This is a genomic window from Paraburkholderia sp. Cpub6, assembly GCF_014201065.1.
GTDB lineage: Bacteria > Pseudomonadota > Gammaproteobacteria > Burkholderiales > Burkholderiaceae > Paraburkholderia > Paraburkholderia tuberum.
In genome coordinates this window covers 103,654-124,180 of sequence record NZ_JACHDM010000014.1, presented here as the reverse complement: position 1 = coordinate 124,180, position 20,527 = coordinate 103,654, and the positions used below count along the sequence as shown (strand labels likewise).

Genomic DNA, 20,527 nt, shown 5'->3' with positions numbered 1-20,527 from the left:
CGGTCAACGCGATGCACGCGGACCTGCGCCCGCTCGGGGCGAAATTCAGTGATGTGGCAAAGCGAAACGAAGCGCAACCGATTGAAGCGCGGCGCCTGAAGGCAGCCGTCCGCACGACTAAGTTACGCGGAAAAAATGCGGTGACGAAAGTCGAAAATAATTCAAAAATATTCGTCCGCTTATACGTCGCAAAAGAAACGATTTTAAAAATCGACACAAGCGCAAGCCTCGCCGTCAGTCGCCTCTGTCGCGACGATCCCCCGTTCCTACCGATGTGATATCCCGCAATGCGCATTTATTACGGATTGCCCGATGCTCACCACATAAACATATAAATCTTTCGAGAATGGCCAAAGAAATACCCTGTTTCAATCTGATTCAATTAGCCCATTCCAACGGGTTTTTTCTCGAGTTTCTTTTCCCTAGAATCGATTGCACTTCAGTTGCGACGCGAAGCGCGCGCCTGTTCGCTGGCAATCCGTGGCGAACCGCGCGGCGCTTCGCCCGGCTCATCCGCTTTACACCATGGACGGTTCATGACAGCCAGCGCATTGCCCCTCGCGCCCTCCCATTCCCGCATCGTGCAGCTCGACGGTCTGCGCGCGATCGCCGTGCTCGCGGTGTTCGCGCAGCACGCGTTGAGAGCGCCGCTATGGATGGGCGTCGATCTGTTCTTCGTTTTGAGCGGCTTTCTGATCAGCGGCATCCTGCTCGATCGCAAGTCGCGCCAGCAGTCGTATTTCAGCTATTTCTATGCGCGGCGCGCGCGCCGCATCCTGCCGCCGTACCTGCTGCTGATGGCCGTGTCGTCGCTGCTGTTCGGCCTCGCGTGGGCGCAGCACTGGTACTGGTACGCGTTCTTCGCGACCAATATCGGCGATGCGCTCAATCAAAGCGGTCATGACAGCCTCAACGTGCTGTGGTCGCTCGCGGTCGAGGAGCAGTTTTATATCTTCTGGCCGTTCGTGATCCTGCTCGTGCCCGAGCGTCTGCTTGGGCTGGTGGCGGCCGCGCTGATCGTTCTGGTGCCGCTGCTGCGCGCGCTCGCGACGCCGTGGTTCGATTCGTTCTGGCCGATCTACTACCTGACGCCGTTCCGCATGGATCTGCTCGCGGCCGGCGCGCTGCTCGCGGTTGCCGTGCGGCGCGATCGCAATGCGCTCGAACCGTTCAAGGGACTCGCGGTGCTCGGCGCTCTGGCCGCGCTCGCGGTGCTGGCATGGCTGCATCTGCACTACCCGCGTTTTCGCGCGGCGAATACGCCGTTGTCGAATGCGGGGCTGTATAGCGTGTCGCTGGTGCTGTGTACATCGATCGTCGTGATCGCGCTGCAGAGCAAGGGTATCGTGAAGCGGCTGTTGTGCAATCGCGTGCTCGTTTATATCGGCACCATCAGCTACACGATCTATCTGATCCACCTGAGCGTGCTGTACATGGTGTGGCCGCTGCATCTGAATCGCTATCTGAGCGCCGCGATCGCGCTCGCGATCACGCTCGTGTACGCGAGCATCACGTGGTTCGCATTCGAGAAGCGCCTGATTTTCGGCGCGCGCGGGTCGAGAAAGACGACTCGCGCCGGCGCCAACGTTGCACGGCAAGCACCGCAAGGCCGCGCATGAATCGCCTGGCCGTTGTTGCTGCCCACCTGCTGGGTGTCGTGTCGGCGCTGATGCTGATCGCGCCGGCAACGCGCGCGGCCGTGGCCGGGCCGGCAGTGTCATCGCCGGCGCAACTGCTGATCGACGCTTACGGCGACTCGACCACGCTCGGCATCACCTGCAGCGATGGCCACTGCGGCCCGCAAGCCCGCAACGCCGTCACGTATCTGCAGCAAGCGTTGCAGGCGCATGACGGCGAGCGCGTGCGCGTCACGAACTACGGCGTCGGCGGCACGATGGCCTGGCAGTTGCGCGACGGCACCGGCAATCGTCGCGCGGGGCCGACGGCGGGACTGCCGTGGCGCGAACGTCTCGCCGCCTCGCCCGCGCGGATCGTGTTGATCAACTACGGCATCAACGAAGTGATGCACAACCAGACGCCCGAGCAGTTTTACGCGGCCGAGACGTCGCTCGTGCAAACCGCGCGAGCGCTCGGCAAGGAGCCTGTTTTGCAGACCTCGAACCCGATGCCCGATGACCGGCTCAACGCCCGGCTCGCCGCGATGATCGCGATGACGCGACGCGTGGCCGCCGAACAGCAGGTGCCGCTCGTCGATCAATACGCGTATGTGAGCAGCCTGCCCGACTGGAAGTCGCTGATGTCGGACGGCGCGCATCCAAAGCCGGAGTTGTACCGGCTGAAGGCCGAACAGGATTATCGGGTCGTCGAACCGTTGGTGCGGCGGCTGCTGGACAACGCGCACTGAGCCAGGCCCTGACGCGCGTTCCGTTCTCTTTTCACTCACAAACTAGAAGGCAAGCTATGAGCCAACCACGCAAAGCGATCATCACCGGCGTATCCGGACAGGACGGCGCCTATCTGACCCGGCTGCTGCTCGACAAGGGCTATCACGTGACCGGCACCTACCGGCGCACGAGTTCGGTCAACTTCTGGCGCATGCGTGAGCTTGGCGTGCTCGATCATCCGAATCTGCGTCTCGTCGAACACGACCTCACCGACCTCGGCTCGACGCTGCGCCTGCTCGACGGCACGCAGGCCGACGAGCTGTACAACCTCGCCGCGCAGAGCTTCGTCGGCGTGTCGTTCGACCAGCCGGTGACCACCGCCGAAGTGACCGGCGTCGGCGCGCTGAATCTGCTCGAAGGCCTGCGTATCCTGAGCCCGAAGACACGCTTCTACCAGGCGTCGACCTCCGAGATGTTCGGCCTCGTGCAGGCGGTGCCGCAACGCGAAAGCACGCCGTTCTATCCGCGCAGCCCGTATGGCGTCGCGAAGCTGTTCGCGCACTGGTCGACGATCAACTATCGCGAGTCGTACGACCTGTTCGCGAGCAGCGGCATTCTGTTCAATCACGAATCGCCGCTACGTGGCCGCGAATTCGTCACGCGCAAGATCTCGGACACGGTCGCGAAGATCAAGCTCGGCAAGCAGGACGTGCTCGAACTCGGCAACCTGAGCGCGCAGCGCGACTGGGGCTTCGCACTCGAATACGTCGAGGGCATGTGGCGCATGCTGCAGGCCGACGCGCCCGACACCTTCGTGCTCGCGACCGGCCGCACCGAAACGGTTCGCGATTTCGTGCGCATGGCGTTCACGTCGGCCGGCTATCAGCTGGAATGGTCGGGCAAGGACGAGCGCGAGACCGGCATCGACGTCGCGACCGGCAAGACGCTCGTGCGCGTCAATCCGAAGTTCTATCGCCCGGCCGAAGTGGACCTGCTGATCGGCTGCGCGGACAAGGCGCGCGACACGCTCGGCTGGCAACCGCAAACCTCGCTCGAACAGCTTTGCCAGATGATGGTGCAGGCGGACATCGCGCGCAACGAGCACCACGAGACGTTCTAACACGGCATCCGTGTGCGGCGGCGCTCGCCGCACACTGCCCCGTCAACCCGCCAGTTTCCGGAACGTCTCCAGCACCGCATCGCCCTTGAACGGCTTGACGATCCAGCCCTTCACGCCGGCGGCCTTGCCGCGCTCCTTCATCGCGGGGCTGCTTTCGGTCGTCAGCATGATCACGTTGACGGTCTTGTTCGCGAGTTCGCCGCGGATTTTTTCGACCATCGTCAGGCCGTCCATATTCGGCATGTTCACGTCGCTGACGATCAGGCGGATATTCGAATCCATTTTCAGCTTCGCAAGGCCATCCTTGCCGTCGATGGCCGTCGCGACGTCGAGACCGTTTTTCGCCAGAAAACCCGCGACTTCATCGCGTACCGTGCTCGAATCGTCCACCACCAGAATCTTTGCCATAACCGTTCCCTTGCGTCACCGACGCGTCGTATCAAAACAGATCGAGTTCGCCGGACTCGACGAGATCGTCGACATCCACCGCGTTTTCAGAAAAATCCTCGGGTGACCAGCTCAGGTTGAAAACGAAGCGCTGGTCGATCGACACCGACTGTCCGCTCGCGGCGTCGCTCAATCGATATTGAAACCGCAACTGCGGATTGTCCGAGCCGAACGAGATGTAGCGATGCTTGTGATTGACCAGCAGTGGCACCTGCACCTGACTTGCTTCGCGAGCGTTCTGCTGACCGAGGAAGCGGTTTTTGAATGCCCCCCAGATCAGATTGGTCAATTCGCCGAGCACGTCGTTCAGATCGCGAAAGCCCGGTTGCCCCGTGCCCATGCCGGGGTCGCGTGCCGCGCGATCGCGATCGATCATGCCGAGCAGCGGCTCCTCTTCGGCCTGCATCAACATATAGCCGCGACACCAGCTGCCTTCGAGCGGAATCAGGCTGAAGACCTCGCCGAAGATGATTCGATCGCGCACGATACTGGGCGTGTCGCGTTGCACCGTGACGCCGTCGAACAACGTGGCGAGCCGCGCTTGCGTGATCTCCGCGATACCGCGCACGAGCGCGTTCGGGAAGTCGAGGCTGAAGATGTATCGATCGACGGCTTCACGTAGCGCCGTCAGATCGGCGGCATTGAAATGCGCGCATGCCGCGTTCGTCAACGGCTTCGGAAGCCGTTCGAGTGGCGCGTGGCCGCTCGAACGCAGGATCACCGGCAGTTCGGGGCGCAAGGCATTGATGCGCGCGGCGCTCGTAGCCGCCTGCTCGACCGATCCGCCGTAGTTATCCGCCAGCAGAACGCCGCCGAGATCGATATTGGTGGCCAGTACCGAGCCGAGGCGGTTGCTGTCGCGCACCTTCAGTGCGATCAGGTTGTGTTCGTCGAAAAAGAGCTTCAGCGCTTGCGCGTGTGCCGGACACTCGTCGAGCACGAGCAGCTTGCTGACGGGCTTGCTGGTATTCATCGTGTTTCAGTCTGCGAATGCAGTGTTGAGGGGCTAGAAAAGTTCGAGCTCGCCTTCGGCCTCGTCGGCCGTGGCGAGTTCAGCCTTGAAATCGAGGGGCGCCTGCGCGCATAGACATAACGTGACACCCAGCCGGGCCGCACCGCCGATCGTCAGCTCGTACGCCCACACGTGATCGGGCCGCAACTCGTCCAGATACTCGACACAGGCGCTGTTCAATTCATACGGCGTCGACATGCCAAGATCGGGGAAATGATTGACCAGTTGCTGGTTCATGTAGCCGCAGCACAGGTTGCCGAGTTCCATCAGCGTTTCCGACAGCGAACGCGTCGTGTCGCCGCTAACGTAGTAGGCGTGCGTCGCGTCGTCCTTGCCGAAATGCAGCACGAACAGCAGACGAAAGCCGATCGACGAGATCGTCAACGCCATCGCGCAAGGTCCGGCCGGATGATCGCGATCCCACCTCGGCACCGCCGTGATCTCGCACGAATCGCCCGGCGTCGCGGGCAATCTCGCGCGGGCCGCGTGACAGAAGATGTCCGCGATGCTTTGCTTCGCCTGATCGGTAATCACGCTGCGGCCTGCTCGAGCCGGGATTGGAACTGGGTCGCCAGCACTTCGACGCCGCCGAGCGACGCCGTGATCATCTTGCCGCCGGCCTGGATGTCCTGGAACGTCGCCGCCGTCGTCAGGTCGTTGCGATGCAGGCTCTCGCGATAGCTCTTCGACAACTCCTGCGAGCGCGACGCCAGCGAGCGCACTTCGCCCGCGACGATCGAAAAGCCGCGACCCGCGGTGCCGGCGCGCGCCGCTTCGATCGACGCATTCAGCGAAACGATCAGCACGTGCTGCACGATCGACGACAGCTCCTGGTTCTTCTTGTGCATGTCGCGGTTCTGCGACATCAGCGAAATCATCTGCTCGTGCCAACGCTCGAACGTGATGGTCAGCGTCTTCAGACGGCCCGCCTCGTGTGCGATCCGCGTCGCATGCTGCAGCCATTCGTCGCTTCGCGAACTCGCGGCGTCGAACGACGCCTGCAACGCTTCACGATCGTGCGCGCACTGCCCGGCTTGCGCGCGCAGATCGGCGAGCATCGACTCCAGTGCGGCGCGCTCGCTGTTGGCCTGCTCGCCGAGCCGGACCGCCGCGTCGAGTTGCTGCTCGAGGGCCTGCCGCGCGAGCGCGTCGACACGTTGCGCCTGCGCACCCGCGCGAAGCTTCCGACGATAAAAAATTCCCGTCGCGAGTGCGCAGAGGATACCGCCAACGCCTGCGGCCAAAAGATAACTTTCAAGCACAACCTGCTCCCATCGCTTCGTTCAATCCATCAGGCCGTCATCAGCCTGCCAACGCATCCGCGTCACGCTCGCGCGCTGCATCGGCGGACGCGTCGAGACTGTCCACCGCCCAGTCCTCGGGGAACGACACGACGGTCTGAAAGCGGCGATAGTCCGCGCCGCGACGATCGTCGGTGAAACGCAATTCGATGCGGCCATGCTCGCGCCGCACGAAATCGCGCACGGCATCCATGCCGACGCCGCGGCCCGAAATCTCGCTGACGGTCTGCGCGGTCGAGAAGCCGGAACGGAAAATCATCTCGGCAATCGCTTCGTCGCTGAGCGCCGCATCGGCGTCGATCCAGCCGCGTTCGATCGCGGCCCCACGGATTTTCGCGAGCGCGAGACCGCGGCCGTCGTCGCTGATGGTGATCTGCAGCGCGTGATGGTCGACGCCCACTTCCAGTTCGATGACGCCGGCCGGGTCCTTGCCGTTCGCGACACGCTCGGCGGCAGGCTCGATGCCGTGGTCGACCGAGTTGCGCAGCAGGTGCGTGAACACATTGCGCAGCGTATGGCTGACCTCGCTGCGCACGCGGTAGCCGTTGTTGTCGATGCTGACGACCGGCGCCTCCTTGCCGAGTTCGGCCGCCAGAGACGGCAGCGAGTCGAGCACGCCCGCGAGCGCTTCGTAGATCGATTCGGTGCCCAACAGACGCAGCTCGCGCTGCAACGATTCGCGCATCGACACGAGCGCGTCCCGGTCGTCCGGATCGGCGCTTTCGAGCAGATCCAGCTGCTTCTGGATCAACCCGCGATCGACCATCAGGTAGCGATCCACCGCGCCGCTCTGGCCCGGCCCCTTGCGGCCGAGGCTCACTTCGTTGATCGTCGCGTAGGTTTCGAGCGCGGCCTTCACCCGCTGCAGATCCTCGATCAAAAGCTGCTGGTCCCACGCTTCGCTGCTGTCAGCGCGGCGCAATGCGTCGTAGCGCTGTTCGGTTTCGTGGACGATGCCGGTCAGATGCTGAAGGCTGTACGTGCGCGCATTGCCCTTGACGGTGTGCATGTTGCGGAACAGCTCGGCGACGGCTTCGTGACTCGGCTCGTGATGCTGACGGATGATCCGTTCGTTCTCGCTGATGAAGCCCGTCGCGCTTTCGACGAAGTGATGGAACTTCTCCTGACTCACCGCGAGAATCTCGCCGATCATTTCCAGCCGGCGCTTCTGTTCGCCGGCCTCGGCGGCGAGCGCGCGCAGTTCGGTCACGTCGCGCACGCACAGCATCAAACGCAGCACGACGTCGTGTTCGTCGGTGATCGCCGACCAGCTCAGATCGAGCGTCTTCACGCGGCCATCGGCCATCGGCCTGGCGATCTCGTTGACGAGCAGGTGCTGATTGAACTCGAAGTTCATGCTGTCTTCACCGATGCATGCCTGCAGCGCCGCTTCGATCTGCGAGAGCGCATCGCTGTTGATCCCGGTGCCGCCGAACACGAGATCGAGCAACGGACGGCCCGCAATCTCGCGCGTCTCGAAGATGGCCTCGAGATAGGCGGAGTACTCCGGATGCACGACCACGCCTTCGACCACCGTCAGAATCCCCTGCTGCATGTTTTGCAGCATCGCCTGGATATCGGCGGTCTTCTGCTTGAGTTGCAGCGAGCTTTGCTGGATCTTCTCGATCATGCCGTTGAACGCGACGATCGAATGACCGATCTCGTCCATGCGTCCGACCGGCACGCGACGCGTGAAGTCCTGGCTCGCCGCGATCTCGCTCATCTCCACCTGCATGCGGCTCAGCGGCCGGGTGATCTGGCGATACAGCAGCGCGCTGATCAGCAACAGCACGACGATGGCCGCGCCGGTCGCGGCGCCGATCGCCGTCGTCGTGGTGGCGAGTGCGCTGTTCAGTTCGTCGATCGCGGCATCTTTCTGGCGGTTCTTTTCGATTCGCAGCGTCTCGACGATGCCTTCGAGTTCATCGCGGTATTGCGCGACGTTCGCGAACAGATAGGCCTGCGCCAGTTCGTTCTTGCCGTCGGCCTTCATCTTCGCGGTGTCGTTGACCGCGTTGAAATAATTCGCGAGGCTGTCGCGCGCCTGGCTCACGAGCCCGGTTTGGGCCTGACCTTGCGCGGCCTTCGCCTGCACGTCGAGCGCCGCCTGCAACGACGCTTCCTTGCTCTTCAGCAGGTCTTGAGCCAGCGAGACCATGTTCGCGTCCGGCGCATAGACGAGCGTCATCATCGCGAGCTGCACGTCCTTGACCTGCGATACGAGGTCTGCCGACGCGAGCGCGCTCGGCACGACGCCCTGGGTGACCTGCCTGACGTTGGCGGCGCTGTTGCGGGTCTGAAGCACGGCGTATCCGCCAATGGCGGATAGCGCGACAAGCATCAGAATGACGAGAAGCGTGATGCGGTGGCGGATGGTCATCTGAAAATCCCCGAGATCTGAAAATACAAGGTCCCCGCTTTCTGGCGGGACGCCCGTGTGTTTTTGTACTTTCGGGCGCGGGGATTATCGTCGCGGATGTGTGACGTCAACGTGACGAAGTCGACGCCGGGCGCCACGTTTCAGGGATTTGAAAAATAAGGTCGGAAAATCGCGGCTAAGGGCTGAGCCGGGCTCAAGTTCAACAGAAAAGTGCCGTTATTTATGGCCTGTTTTTTTGCCGGTCTCGAGGCGACATGAACGCGAGGCCCGAACGCAGCGATCCGAGCCTCGCCCCTTTTTCATTCGATTGAACCGCCGCCGCTGCGCTTCAATGCAGCACGTTCCCCGCAATCGCTTCGGCATATACCGCCGCGACCCGCTTCGCGATCACTGCGTTATCGAAGCGTTCGCGCGCATAGCGGCGGCATGCATCCGCATCGGGCAACTTCAGCGTACCGTTCAGCGCGCCGGCGAGACCCGCGGCGATCGCAGCTGCGCCGGTCTCCGGCAACACCAGATCGGGCGACAATCCCGCCACCGCCTCGGGCAATCCGCCGACCGGCGTCACCAGCACCGGCGTGCCCGACGCGAGCGATTCGACCGTGATGAGCCCGAAGCCTTCCAGCGCGACGGTCGGCACGACGCTGAGATTGGCCGCGCGATACAGCGCCGCCAGATGCTGATCGGGCACGAAGCCGAGCAGCTTTACGTTGTGTTCGAGCCCCGCGTCGGCGATGCGCGCCTCTAGCTCACCTTCGAGCCGACCCTTGCCCGCGATCAGCAGCAGCACGTCGGGCGCGCTGCGTTTGAGGAGCTTCACCGCATCGATCAGATCTTCGAGACCCATGCGCCGCACCAGCCGTCGCACCGCCAGCACGATCGGTCGGTCCTGCGGCAATTGCAGACGCAGACGCGCCTCGGCCTGCGTGATCGGCAGATTGAACTGCTCGACATCGACGCAACCCGGCACCACGCGCACGCGCTCCGGCGAGATGCCGTAGCGCGTCGTGAGAATCTTGCCGAACGCGTCGGACAGTACGATCAACCGCGACGAACGCGCGTATACCGACTGCTCCAGATAACGCTTCGCGCGCTGGCCGAACGAATCGGCGCCTTCGACGTGGCTCTCGTCGGCCCACGGTCCCTGAAAATGCGACACCTGCGGAATGCCGCGCGTCACGTCGAGCCCCGGAAACGTATAGAGCGCGAAGTGCGACGAAATCACATCGGGCCGCGACGTGCGGATTTCGTGGCGTAGCGCGCGGCGGGCCGCCATTAGCCGCAGCGGCAGCGATTGCGCGGCGGGGCCGAAGCCGTTGATCGCGCCACCGGTATCGGCCGCGACTTTCGGCGAGCCGGCGACGACGCCGCGCACCGCGACGCCCGCGCCCGGCAGCGCGCCGACCAGCGAGTAGTACATGCGGTCGAGGCCGCCCGCGCGTTCGGGAAACCAGTGCATCCCGATCTGCAGTGATTTGATTGAGCCAGTCGTCATGATGGTGTGCCCCTGTGTGTTGCTTGCGGTGAGTTGCTATGTGCAGACGTGGATGGCGCGCTTCGCGCGGTCATTCCACGCTCTTCTGTCCGGCGAGATGGTTCAGCGTCAGCGCATCGTTCTGCGCGACGACCGTCGCTTCCGTCTGGCTGCGCCGGCGGTTTTCCTGCTGCCCGGCCAGCTGCCGGTACAGCGCGATGTATTGCGCGGCCATGCGCGCCCAGCCGAAGCCGGTCGCGAGTTCGCTCGCGGCTTTGCCCATCGCGTGGCGCGCGCTGTCATCGCCGGCGAGTTGCGCGACCGCGCGCGCGAGCGCTTGCGGGTCGTCGGGATCGTCCAGCACGATGCCGCACTCGGGCGTGATGATCTCGGCGCCGCCGGCGGTGCGCGCGGTCACGACGGGCAGCCCCGCCGCCATCGCTTCGAGCAGCGACAGACTCATCGCTTCGTAGCGTGACGGGAACACGAACGCGTCGACCGAATGCATCAGCACCGGCATCTCCTTCACGAGCCCGAGAAAATGCACGCGATGCGCGATGCCGAGCGCCTTCGCCTCGTCCGGATACGGGCTGCCCGGCAGAAAGCCGGCCACCGCGATCTGCACATGCTCGGGCAGATGCTTCAACGCGGCGAGCACGGTGCCGAGATTCTTGCGCGGCGTGCGCAGGTCGCCGACGAACAGCAGCAGGAACACATCGTCTGGTAGCTGGAACTTTGCGCGATCGCCGCTCGCCGCCGCGAAGCCCTGCGTGTCGACGCCGTTGTAGATGACGTCCACGCGGTTGCGCGGCGTGAGACCGATCGCGCGGATTTCGTCGGCGACCTTCTGCGACACCGCTGTGATCACCTTCGAGCGCCGGTACGCCCAGCGCTCGAGCAACGCGTTGCAGCGCGTATAGACCGACTGGTACGCGGACCACACGCCCTTCGTGAGACCGAACGGGTAGTACTTGCTCGCGAACCAGCCGCTATGCACGAAATGCGAGGTATTGACGTCGGCGCGCATCCAGGTGATGAAGCCGTTCACGTGCAGCACGTCGTAGTCGCGGCGATGCGCGCGCAGCCACAGTGCGCTCTTCGCCGCGAACACCTGCTGGCGCAGCAGATTGGTGGGCCACCAGCGGCCGATCTTCACCGGCGCCCAGCGCACGTTAGGATGCGCGAGCAGCTCGGGCGCCACGTGCGACGCGACCAGCGTCACGCGGATGTTCTCGTCGAGCGCCGCGCGCGCGATCTCGTGGTTGACGCGCCCCTGGCCGTCGTTATGGCGCACTACGTGCGTGACAATGGCGACTCTCAATCCGTGCCTCCGTGGAGAAATAGCGTGCGTGCGCGGTTCATTTTTTCGTGGTGAACCGCGGAAAGAATCGAAAAAGCGCCCATGAAAAGCAGCAGGCCGCCGGTGCCGACCAGCGAGTTCGTGAACACGAGCATCGCGAAGGTCGCAAGACACAGGCTCAGGCACGCGGAGACGAACTTGTCGTCGCGCAGCCTGAACGAGCCGAGCACCGCGCGCGTCAGCAGCCACACGATGCCGGACATGTACAGCAAGGTGCCGGGCCAGCCGAGCACGAACGGAATGTTCATCACGCCGCTGTCGAAGTTGCCGTACTGGCCGAGCTGGCCGCCGTCGTTGGAAAGTTTCGTCGAGGTGCCGGTCGCGCCCATGCCCTCGCCCGAGACGTCGGTAAACGCGGTCTTCGCGAAGGTCGCGTAGAACTCGTTACGCGCCGCGTAGCTCTGGTCGTCGTGCAGATTGACGATCGTGTTTAGCCGCGCCTGCATCCGCTCGGCCACCGGGCCGACCGCGAGCAGCGGCACGCACAAGCCGGCGAGCAGTACCGCGCTCGCGACGATGCGCACGCGCACCTTGTTGTTCGACTTCACGAGCTGGATCAAGAGCGCGATGACCCAGCCTCCCCACGTCGAGCGCACGAGGCTCAGCGCGAACGAGAAGAAGCCGAGCGCGGCGGCGATCCAGCGCACGCGATGCTGCGCGGCCATCACGAACACCATCGCGCCCATCATCGCGAACGCGAACGGGCCCGACGAGTTCATCGTGCTGAACACGCGTACGCCCATCGGCACCGGGTCGCCCTGCGAGTTCATCTGCGAGCCGAGCATCCACAGCGCGTCCCACGGCGGCATGATGAAAAACTGGATCAGGCCGTAGCCGCCCATCACCAGCATCCCCCAGATGAACGTGTTGATGATCGTGTCGCGATACTGCGGATACTGGCGCGTGTGCGCCATGATGTGAAAGCCGATCAGGATCGGGTAGAGCCAATTCGCGAGGTCGTAGGTGGCCGCGAGCGGGCCGCTCGACATCACGCCGATCAGGAACGCGTAGATCAGGCCGAGCAGGATCAGCAGCACCGGCAAGCCTCGGCGCTGCGCGAGCAGCCGGTAGTAGCGCAGCAGCGACAGCCCGCTGATCATCGTGACGGCGAGCGGCGCGACCTGGATCAGGCTCGTCGGCGTGAACGCGCCCTTCGACCAGTCGGCGAGACGCCGCACTTCGGGGCTCAGGAACCACAGCCACCACATGAAGCCGATGTAGCGCGCCGGGCTCTTGAAGTAGAGCCACAGACCCGTGAGGATCGCCAGCACCGGGAACGCCAGCGTGAGCACCGTGCCCTGATGCGCGACGATCAGCACCGCGGCGATCAGCCACAGCAGGAGCGGCGGCAGCCATTCTCGCGGGCCGCCTGACAGCAGCCCGCTCGCGGCGTTTTTTGCAGGGCCGGCGTTGGCCGCGCCTGTCGGCGGCAACGGGTTCGCGCGCGGAATCGTCGACATCGCCTATAGGCCTCCGCGCGATTCGCGCCCGGGTGCGGCGGGCTGCGCGTGCGTGGCCGCGCCGGCATGCGCGCTCGCCTGCCCGCGCGCGCTCAGCATCTCGCGCGTGATCCGCACGTGCTGCATCGCGTAGTGCTGGGTGGTCAGATCGCGCGCGAGCAGACCGGCCGCGGCTGCCTGCGCCTGGCGTAGCGCCTCGTCAGGCTCGGCGGCGAGCCGGTCGAGCGCATCGCGCAGTGCCTGCGGCTTGAACGGCTGCACGTAGGCGGCTTCGTCGGCGGGAAAATAATCGCGCAGCGCGCCGACGTCGGTCGCGACCATCGGCTTGCCGACCGCCGCCGCTTCGAGCATCACCGTGATACCCGACGCGTGCGAGTTCGGCCGCAGCGGCACGACGATCACGTCGGCCCAGTCGTACAGCTCGTGCTGCTTTTGGATGCCGGAAAACAGCGCGATCTCGACATTCGACGCGCGCAGCGACGCGGGAATACGCCGCCGCGTCGCGAGCTTCACCGTGTAGCGCGGATCGTTGCCGACCGCCTTGATCAGCGTCTCCCAGTCGCGGTCGCGATCGTTGCCGATCGCCGCGATGCGCAGCGGCGTGCGCGGCGTCCACTGCGTCGGCGGGGTGACCGGGAAGTCGCGCGTGTTCAGGCCGTACAGCAGCGGCGTCGCGTCGCGATGGAAATAGCGTTGGCACAACCCGGCGTTTTCGCTAGCGAGTGTGGTCAAGCGATCCGCCCGCGTCATCAGCTTGCGATACAACCAGCTGCGCACGATGCCGTACGACGGCCACTTGTCGAGCAGCCACACGCTTTGCGCGAGCAGCAGCGGCGACGCGCCCGGCCCCGCCTTGCGCCCGCACAGCAGCAGCATCAGCGCGGCGGCCAGCCACTCCTGCTCGGTATGCGTCCAGATCACGTCCGAGCGCAGCATCTCCGCGCGATTGCGCCACGTATGGATGAAATCGAAGCCGAGCGCGGCCTTCAGCGCGCGCCGTACGAGCCGCACGGGCCGGCTTTCGCGCGCGTCTTGCGAATAAGTCAGCGCGAATGCTTCGGACTGCGCATGGTGATAACCGTACAGGCAGCCGATATCGTCGCCCTTGCGATAAAAACGCGGATCGGCGCCGTAAAAGAGATGAACGTGAACCTTCGTACTCATGCGGACACTCCGCTCTTCGACAGCGCGCGCCGCGCCTCATGGGCGCCTGCGCGAACCTCGCGCCAGCGCGACAGCTTCAACTGCGCCTGCTTCGACAGCAGCGCGAGCGCCGCATGCGTGAGGCCCGGATAAAGCCGTGTGCCCACCAGCGTCCACCACCACCACGCGGCTTCGCGGCGCAGCGGCGGCAACTGGTCGCGCAGGATCAGATGGAAGTTGAACGCGGCGTTGCGCAGCGCGGCCATCGTCTGCGCGTCGCGTTTGTCGTCGTCGAAACGCTCGGCCGGGAAATGATCGACCGCGATCTGCGGGTCGTACACGAGCTTCCAGCCCGCGTTTTTCACCGCGAGGCTGAACGCCATGTCGTTGTGCACCTGCGCGCCCGCGCCGCGCAGACGCGCGTCGAAGCGGATCGTGCGCACCGCTTCGCGCCGGTAGCTCATGTTGGCGCCCTTCAGGATGTCGACCTCGCGCGCCGCACCGACACCCAGATGATGATTGCCGATGATCTTGCCGTGCGCGGTCACCTTGCCGACCAGCGGCCGCTCGCCGTCGAGCACGCGGCCTCTTTCGTGCACCCAGTCGCGCCCGCCCAGCGCGCCGAGGCGCGCATCGGCTTCGAACGCGGCCGCGATGCGCTCGACCCAGTCGCGGCGCGGCGCGGCGTCGTCGTCGGTGATCGCGATCACGTCGCCGCTCGCGGCGTCGAGCCCGCGATTCAGGGCCGCGACCTGGCCGGGTATGTCCACCGGCGCGATCACGAGCGGCAGGCGGCCGCCCGTGGACGGATCGCGCAGGCACGCATGGGTCGCGTCGTCGTCGACGCGCGCGACCACGATCACTTCGTCGGGCGCGCGCGATTGCCGCTCGAGCGCCGCGAGGCAGCGCGCCAGATCGGCCGGGCGGCGATAAGTCGGTACCAGTACCGTCAGTTTCATCGTGATGTCCTCTGTTCCTGTCGTGCAGAAGTCGGTGCTCGAGTGCGGAGCCCGCGTCACGTGCTCAGGTATGCCTGAGTCGCCGCGTAGCCGCGGTCGTAGCCGACCCGCGAGCGCGCCGGCATGCCGTTGAAGATGCCGCCCTGCACGTGGACGCCCGCCGAGCGCAGGCGTTTCAGCGCATCGGCTAGCTCGAGCTCGCTGTGCATGCCCGAGCGCATCACGAAGAACGTCGAGCCCGCATACGCGCCGATGATCGACGCATCGGTCACCGCGAGCACCGGCGGCGTGTCGATCAGGATCACGTCGTAGCGTTTCGCGAGGCCGTCGAGGTACTGCGGCAGTCGCGGCGACATCAGCAGCTCGGACGGATTCGGCGGACGGCGGCCGCACGAGATGAAGCTCAGGCCCTCGATGCTCGAACCGCGAATCGCTTCCTCCAGCGAGATCTGGCCGCTCAGCAGCTCGGACAGGCCGTTTTCCTGCAAGCCGCCCACGTAACGTTCGAGCGTGCCGCGCCGCATGTCGCCGTCGATCATTAACACGCGCTTGCCCGAATGGGCGAGCAGCATCGCCAGGTTCACGCTGAGGAAGCTCTTGCCGACGCCGGCCATCGGCCCCGTCAGCATCACGATGCGGTTGCGCGCGTCCATCAGCGTGAACTGCATCGCGGTGCGCAGGCTGCGCAGACTTTCGATCGTCACGTCCTTCGGCCGCGCGTTCGCAAGCACCGGACGCAGCCGTTCGCCGCCCCGCGCATAGCTGTTTTCGAGCTGCACCTGCTCGGCGCTTTGCGGCACGAGGCCGAACACCGGCAGATGGAACGCGCGCTCGACGTGATCGGGGTCGTCGATGCCCTTGAACAGATTGCGGCGCAGGAACACGAAACCGGTGCCCGCGATCAGCCCGAGAATCACGGCCGCCGAGATGATCAACATCTTCTTCGGCTTGACCGGCGCGCCGGGGCGCAGCGCGGCGTCGACGATATGGACGTTGCCGCCGGTGCCCGCCTTCTGCACCGACAGCTCCTGCACGCGATTGAGCAGCAGCACGTAAATGTCTTCGGCGACCTTCGCGTCGCGCTGCAACTGCACGGCCTTCACTTCGGTGGCCGGCAGATTGCGGAAGCGGTCCGCGTATTTGGTGCGCTGCGCCTCCAGCTCGGCCATCTGCTGACGCGCGGCGACGAGCGTCGGATGGTCGTCGCCGTAGCGCTCGGCGAGCTGCGTCATCTGCAGACGCAACGCGGCGATCTGTTGCTCGTATTGCACGCTGCCTTCAAGGTAGACCTTCGCCTCGTCGCTCGCGTTGATTGAGCCGGACTGACGTTGATAAGCGGTCAGCGCGGCCTCCGCGCGTTCGAGATCGGCCTTCAGGCGCGGCTCCTCGCTCTTCAGGAAGTCGAGCATCCTGCTTGCGTCGGCCTGCCTGTTCGACACGTGCTCGCGCAGATACGACTGCGCGAGCGCATTGGCGACGAGCGCCGCATGCTCTGGACTCTTGTCCTCCAGCGAGATCTGGATCACGCCGGTCTGCTTGCCCTGCTCCTGCACCGTGATCGCCGACTGGAACGCGGTGATCGCATCGAGATCGTTCGAGCGCACGATGGTGAACTCCTGCCCGGGGCGCGCGATCAGCGTGTTGACGACCATCGTCACGCCGCCGCCCTGCGCCTGCTGCCCGACCTGGCCGCGCAACAGCAGCGAGCCGTTCGGCGCGAACAGTTCATAGTGCTGCGCGTCGATCACGCGCAGCAGCAGCTTCTCGCCTTCGAGCGACGGCGTCACGTCGATCGAATCGACGTCGACTTTTTCTCCGCCCCATGCGTAGGACGTGAGCCCCAGCCACGCGCGCGCGGGCTGGCCCGGCGTCGCGAGGCGCGCGGCGATGCTGCCGAGCAGCGGGATCGTCTTCGGCGTAACGCTGAAGTTCAGCTTCAGCTGCTGCACGACCGGCGCGACCACGCCACGGCTCTTGATGATTTCGATCTCGGCGTCGGTCGGCAGCGACGTCGAGCCGCTGGTGATCGCGGCGCCGGTCTGCGTTTGCGTGAGCGCCTGCGACATGCTGTCGGACTGCTCGACGCGCACGTGCGCATCGGCCGAATAAGTCGGCCTGGCGAGGTAGCAGTACGCGACCGCCATCGCGACGATGATCGCGGTGATCGCGAGCAGCCACCAGATGTCGTCGAGGATCACCTGCACCAGTTGCCCGAGGACGACGTCTTCTTCTTCGGTCTTGATCGGACCAGCCATGTGTGGAGAGAGTTGATTGCTCACTGTTCCATCCCGTGTCGTTGGCTTCGGCTTTCGCGTCAGCGGTACTTCTGCTTTCGTTGCGCGTCCCGCACCGCCCGGACAACAGCGGCGCGGGACGTTACAGGCCAAACGTTCAGCGCGTCAGCTGCTTCAGATAGAACAGCGTCTGCACGCTCGGCAGCACCTGCTGCAACACACGGTTGAACGTGGTCGACGCGGCGGTGCCCACGTACACGACGTCGAGCGGCTGCAACTGGAACTGCGAGGACAGCATGATCGAGTCCGGCTGCGTCATGTCGAGGCGGAACACCTCGGGCGTGGTCGGATGCTCGCGCATGCCGCGCATCACGTAGATCTGGCGCGGATTGGCGTCGGTGTTGAGGATGCCGCCCCCTTGCGTGAGCGCGTCGGCGATCGTCATGCGGCCGCGCGCGATCGGCACCTGGATCGGCGTCTTCACTTCGCCCATCACGAAGATGCGGCTGTCGGTGCGGTCCGGCACGTTGACCACGTCGCCGTTCTGCAGCATCACGTCCTGGGTGGTATCGCCCTGATCGAGCATGCGATCGGCATTGAGCACATAGAGCTTGTGGTTGCGCGTGAGTCGCACGCGCTGGATGTCGGCGTCCGGGTTCGTGCCGCCCGAGCGCGTGATCGCGTCGACCAGCGTCAGCGGCACGTCGCTGACCGCGAGCGGTCCCGGCTGCTTCACTTCGCCCGTGACCTGCACCTTCTTGCCGCGATACGACAGCACGCGCACGTCGACCTGCGGATTGCGGATATAAGGCACGAGGCGGGCGGCGAGCTGAGCGCGCAGCTCGGTCGTGGTCTTGCCCGCGGCCTGGATGCGGCCGACGAACGGGAAAAAGATCGTGCCGTCGGCGGCGATGGTCTGGCCGTACGGATCGGCCTGGCCCGGCAGCGCGGCCGTATACGGCTGCTGCAACGCACCCGCGATCGTCTGCGTGGTATTGCCGCCCGAGGACAAGGTACTGCCCTGCGGCGTGGTCAGCTCGGGGTGATCCCACACGGTGATGCCGAGAATGTCCTGCGGCGCGAGGTGGTACACGTACAGCGACGGATCGGACAGCGCCGCTGGCGGCAACGGCTGGGTTTTCGCGGCGGCGGCTTGCGCCTGCGCCATGATCAGGTTCGCGTCGATCAGATGGACCGGATAGGTTTCGCTCGGCGCCTGATCGTTGTCCTTGAGCCGCGACGTGTCGAGGTAATTGCCCGGTGCGGTCGCGCAGGCCGACAGAAAGGACGTCAGCAGAAGTGAGGCGGCGAGCTTCGTGCGCAAGCTCGCGAATGAATTTTCGATGCGGGGTTTCTTCAGCATATTTTTTTCAGCCATCCCATGACCAGATGTTCGATGAGCACGAGACTCTCCCTGTATTCGTCTTCCGCGCCGCCGTGCGGATCGGCGACGTCCGAATCGGCTTCCCACTTGCCGAGCGGATAGACCTTGCCGCGCGCGGACGGATCGAGCGCTTCGACCTCGCTCACCTGCGCGCGCTCGGTCACCAGCACGAGATCGGCCGCGCGCACGAGCGAGCGCTCGAGGCGCCGCGCGTGGTGAACGCCGGCCGCGACGCCGCGCTCTTCGAGCAGGCGCCGCATCACCGGGTCCATGCCGTGACCGTTCACCGCACGAATGCCCGCCGAATGAAACGCGATAGGTGCGGCCCCCGAGCGCGGCGCGCGCGCCTGGCTCGCCTTGAACAGCATCTCGGCGGCGGGCGAGCGGCACACGTTGGCGTGGCACACGATCAGAACGTTGTCGAACATGGCGGACTCTCTCGCGCGGCGATCGCGATGGCCTCAGCGGCCGGAGGCTGCCGTCGCGGCGAGGTCCGCCGCCTGCATCGAACCGTTCGCGCCGACACGCGCCGGCGCGTTGCGCAACGCATGCCGCCGGCCGATCGCGTGATACTCGATGCCGAGTTCGAGCAGCACGTCCGGCTCGTACAGATTGCGGCCATCGAAGATCAGCGGCGTCTTCAGCATGCGCTTCAGCGCATCGAAATCTGGACTCTTGAAGACCTTCCATTCGGTCAGGATCACGAGCGCATCGACGCCGCTCGCCGCTTCCATCTCTTCACTCACGAACGAAAGTCGCGCATGCTGCTGCGGCACGTCCTTCAGATCGAGCGCGAGCACGCGCTTCGCTTCGTCGATCGAGACCGGGTCGTAGGCCTTCACGCGCGCGCCGCGGCCCAGCAGCCCGGCGATCAGCTCGCGGCTCGGCGCCGCGCGCATGTCGTCGGTGTTCGGCTTGAATGCGAGACCCCAGACGCCGAACGTGCGGTCCGACAGATCCTCGCCCAGACGCGCGACGATCTTCTGCGCGAGGATCTGCTTCTGTGCATCGTTGACCGCTTCCACCGCTTCGAGAATGCGCAGGTTCGCATTGTGGTCGGCCGCGGTGCGGATCAGCGCCTGCACGTCCTTCGGAAAACAGGAGCCGCCATAGCCGCAACCCGCATAGAGGAAGTCATAGCCGATGCGCGGATCGGAACCGATGCCGCGGCGCACCGCCTCGATATCCGCGCCGACGCGATCGGCCAGATTCGCGAGCTCGTTCATGTACGAGATGCGCGTCGCGAGCATCGCGTTGGCCGCGTACTTGGTGAATTCGGCCGAACGCACGTCCATATACAGCGTGCGCTCGCGATTGCGGTTGAACGGCGCATACAGGCGCTTCATCAGTTCGCGCGCCTTTTCGCCGGGCACGTCCTCGTCGCAGCCGAGCACGATGCGATCGGGCCGCGTGAAGTCTTCGACGGCCGCGCCCTCCTTCAGGAACTCCGGATTCGACACGACCGAGAACATCTGCTCGACGCCGCGCGCGGCCAGCTCGGCGGCAACCACTTCGCGCACTCGCGACGCGGTGCCGACCGGCACCGTCGATTTGTCGACGATCACCTTGAAGCCGGTCATATGGCGGCCGATGTTGCGCGCGGCCGCGAGCACGTATTGCAGATCGGCGGAACCGTCTTCGTCGGCCGGCGTGCCGACCGCGATGAACTGGATGTCGCCGTGCGCGACCGCGGCCTCGACGTCGGTGGAGAACGTCAGGCGCTTCGCGCGGCGATTGCGCGCGATGATCTCCTGCAGCCCCGGCTCGTGGATCGGCACGCCGCCGTTGTTGAGCACGTCGATCTTGCGCGCGTCGACGTCGAGACAGAACACGTCGTGGCCGATGTCGGCCAGACACGCGCCGGTCACGAGGCCGACATAGCCGCTACCGATGATCGTCAGGTTCATG

At 65.1% G+C, this 20,527-nt stretch carries 18 protein-coding genes; 4 read left to right on the top strand and 14 right to left on the bottom strand.

Annotated elements, in window-relative coordinates:
- Window positions 1-11 precede the first annotated feature (11 nt).
- From HDG33_RS22725 to gmd, 4 genes are all read left to right on the top strand, one after another.
- Complete coding sequence (locus HDG33_RS22725) at window positions 12-278, top strand: hypothetical protein (RefSeq protein WP_184033624.1); 267 nt, start codon at window positions 12-14, stop codon at window positions 276-278.
- Between the two features lie 258 nt (window positions 279-536).
- On the top strand, window positions 537-1,619 hold the full coding sequence (locus HDG33_RS22720) for an acyltransferase (protein WP_184033621.1): 1,083 nt from the start codon (window positions 537-539) through the stop codon (window positions 1,617-1,619).
- Entirely contained in the window at window positions 1,616-2,365 is a 750-nt protein-coding gene (locus tag HDG33_RS22715; protein WP_184033619.1) for an SGNH/GDSL hydrolase family protein, read from the top strand. The genes HDG33_RS22720 and HDG33_RS22715 overlap by 4 nt, the downstream gene beginning before the upstream one ends.
- Window positions 2,366-2,421: 56 nt before the next feature.
- Window positions 2,422-3,465, top strand: a complete 1,044-nt coding sequence (gmd, locus tag HDG33_RS22710; RefSeq protein ID WP_184033616.1) for a GDP-mannose 4,6-dehydratase — start codon at window positions 2,422-2,424, stop codon at window positions 3,463-3,465.
- Between the two features lie 42 nt (window positions 3,466-3,507).
- Here gmd and HDG33_RS22705 read toward each other — a convergent pair whose 3' ends face one another.
- The 14 genes from HDG33_RS22705 to HDG33_RS22640 form a co-directional block, all read right to left on the bottom strand.
- Window positions 3,508-3,873, bottom strand: a complete 366-nt coding sequence (locus tag HDG33_RS22705) for a response regulator (protein WP_184033613.1) — start codon at window positions 3,871-3,873, stop codon at window positions 3,508-3,510.
- A 31-nt stretch (window positions 3,874-3,904) separates the two neighbouring features.
- A complete protein-coding gene (locus tag HDG33_RS22700; protein ID WP_184033610.1) occupies window positions 3,905-4,885 on the bottom strand; it encodes a chemotaxis protein CheX in 981 nt (326 codons plus the stop codon).
- Between the two features lie 33 nt (window positions 4,886-4,918).
- Window positions 4,919-5,458: a hypothetical protein gene (locus HDG33_RS22695; protein WP_184033607.1), complete on the bottom strand. Its 540-nt coding sequence runs from the start codon at window positions 5,456-5,458 to the stop codon at window positions 4,919-4,921.
- Window positions 5,455-6,186, bottom strand: coding sequence for a methyl-accepting chemotaxis protein (locus HDG33_RS22690; RefSeq protein ID WP_184033605.1), 732 nt, complete (start codon window positions 6,184-6,186; stop codon window positions 5,455-5,457). The genes HDG33_RS22695 and HDG33_RS22690 overlap by 4 nt, the downstream gene beginning before the upstream one ends.
- Before the next feature lie 40 nt (window positions 6,187-6,226).
- The gene (locus HDG33_RS22685) at window positions 6,227-8,605 is read right to left on the bottom strand and encodes an ATP-binding protein (protein WP_184033602.1); all 2,379 of its coding nucleotides are present in this window, start codon (window positions 8,603-8,605) and stop codon (window positions 6,227-6,229) included.
- 328 nt (window positions 8,606-8,933) lie between these two features.
- Window positions 8,934-10,100 (bottom strand): glycosyltransferase family 4 protein, encoded by a 1,167-nt coding sequence (locus tag HDG33_RS22680; protein WP_018418024.1) that lies wholly within the window; start codon window positions 10,098-10,100, stop codon window positions 8,934-8,936.
- A 70-nt stretch (window positions 10,101-10,170) separates the two neighbouring features.
- Window positions 10,171-11,400: a glycosyltransferase family 4 protein gene (locus HDG33_RS22675; protein ID WP_184033600.1), complete on the bottom strand. Its 1,230-nt coding sequence runs from the start codon at window positions 11,398-11,400 to the stop codon at window positions 10,171-10,173.
- Window positions 11,397-12,899 (bottom strand): glucose-6-phosphate isomerase, encoded by a 1,503-nt coding sequence (locus HDG33_RS22670; protein ID WP_184033597.1) that lies wholly within the window; start codon window positions 12,897-12,899, stop codon window positions 11,397-11,399. Before HDG33_RS22670 ends, HDG33_RS22675 begins: the two co-directional genes overlap by 4 nt.
- Window positions 12,900-12,902: 3 nt before the next feature.
- Window positions 12,903-14,063, bottom strand: coding sequence for a glycosyltransferase (locus HDG33_RS22665; protein WP_184033594.1), 1,161 nt, complete (start codon window positions 14,061-14,063; stop codon window positions 12,903-12,905).
- Entirely contained in the window at window positions 14,060-15,001 is a 942-nt protein-coding gene (locus HDG33_RS22660) for a glycosyltransferase family 2 protein (RefSeq protein WP_184033591.1), read from the bottom strand. Before HDG33_RS22660 ends, HDG33_RS22665 begins: the two co-directional genes overlap by 4 nt.
- 56 nt (window positions 15,002-15,057) lie before the next feature.
- Window positions 15,058-17,256, bottom strand: coding sequence for a polysaccharide biosynthesis tyrosine autokinase (locus HDG33_RS22655; protein WP_184033818.1), 2,199 nt, complete (start codon window positions 17,254-17,256; stop codon window positions 15,058-15,060).
- 136 nt (window positions 17,257-17,392) lie between these two features.
- Window positions 17,393-18,598, bottom strand: a complete 1,206-nt coding sequence (locus HDG33_RS22650) for a polysaccharide biosynthesis/export family protein (RefSeq protein ID WP_184033588.1) — start codon at window positions 18,596-18,598, stop codon at window positions 17,393-17,395.
- Complete coding sequence (locus HDG33_RS22645; RefSeq protein WP_090804816.1) at window positions 18,592-19,047, bottom strand: exopolysaccharide biosynthesis protein; 456 nt, start codon at window positions 19,045-19,047, stop codon at window positions 18,592-18,594. The genes HDG33_RS22650 and HDG33_RS22645 overlap by 7 nt, the downstream gene beginning before the upstream one ends.
- Before the next feature lie 33 nt (window positions 19,048-19,080).
- On the bottom strand, window positions 19,081-20,526 hold the full coding sequence (locus tag HDG33_RS22640) for a UDP-glucose/GDP-mannose dehydrogenase family protein (protein WP_184033586.1): 1,446 nt from the start codon (window positions 20,524-20,526) through the stop codon (window positions 19,081-19,083).
- Window position 20,527: the final 1 nt, after the last annotated feature.

What these genes read in the sequence shown, in the direction of transcription:
- HDG33_RS22720 (WP_184033621.1), top strand. Translation starts at nt 537, where the DNA reads ATGACAGCCAGCGCATTGCCCCTCGCGCCCTCCCATTCCCGCATCGTG.
- HDG33_RS22655 (WP_184033818.1), bottom strand. Translation starts at nt 17,256, where the DNA reads ATGGCTGGTCCGATCAAGACCGAAGAAGAAGACGTCGTCCTCGGGCAA.
- HDG33_RS22670 (WP_184033597.1), bottom strand. Translation starts at nt 12,899, where the DNA reads ATGTCGACGATTCCGCGCGCGAACCCGTTGCCGCCGACAGGCGCGGCC.
- HDG33_RS22640 (WP_184033586.1), bottom strand. Translation starts at nt 20,526, where the DNA reads ATGAACCTGACGATCATCGGTAGCGGCTATGTCGGCCTCGTGACCGGC.
- HDG33_RS22705 (WP_184033613.1), bottom strand. Translation starts at nt 3,873, where the DNA reads ATGGCAAAGATTCTGGTGGTGGACGATTCGAGCACGGTACGCGATGAA.
- gmd (WP_184033616.1), top strand. Translation starts at nt 2,422, where the DNA reads ATGAGCCAACCACGCAAAGCGATCATCACCGGCGTATCCGGACAGGAC.
- HDG33_RS22715 (WP_184033619.1), top strand. Translation starts at nt 1,616, where the DNA reads ATGAATCGCCTGGCCGTTGTTGCTGCCCACCTGCTGGGTGTCGTGTCG.
- HDG33_RS22650 (WP_184033588.1), bottom strand. Translation starts at nt 18,598, where the DNA reads ATGCTGAAGAAACCCCGCATCGAAAATTCATTCGCGAGCTTGCGCACG.
- HDG33_RS22685 (WP_184033602.1), bottom strand. Translation starts at nt 8,605, where the DNA reads ATGACCATCCGCCACCGCATCACGCTTCTCGTCATTCTGATGCTTGTC.
- HDG33_RS22725 (WP_184033624.1), top strand. Translation starts at nt 12, where the DNA reads ATGCACGCGGACCTGCGCCCGCTCGGGGCGAAATTCAGTGATGTGGCA.
- HDG33_RS22645 (WP_090804816.1), bottom strand. Translation starts at nt 19,047, where the DNA reads ATGTTCGACAACGTTCTGATCGTGTGCCACGCCAACGTGTGCCGCTCG.
- HDG33_RS22700 (WP_184033610.1), bottom strand. Translation starts at nt 4,885, where the DNA reads ATGAATACCAGCAAGCCCGTCAGCAAGCTGCTCGTGCTCGACGAGTGT.
- HDG33_RS22665 (WP_184033594.1), bottom strand. Translation starts at nt 14,063, where the DNA reads ATGAGTACGAAGGTTCACGTTCATCTCTTTTACGGCGCCGATCCGCGT.
- HDG33_RS22680 (WP_018418024.1), bottom strand. Translation starts at nt 10,100, where the DNA reads ATGACGACTGGCTCAATCAAATCACTGCAGATCGGGATGCACTGGTTT.
- HDG33_RS22660 (WP_184033591.1), bottom strand. Translation starts at nt 15,001, where the DNA reads ATGAAACTGACGGTACTGGTACCGACTTATCGCCGCCCGGCCGATCTG.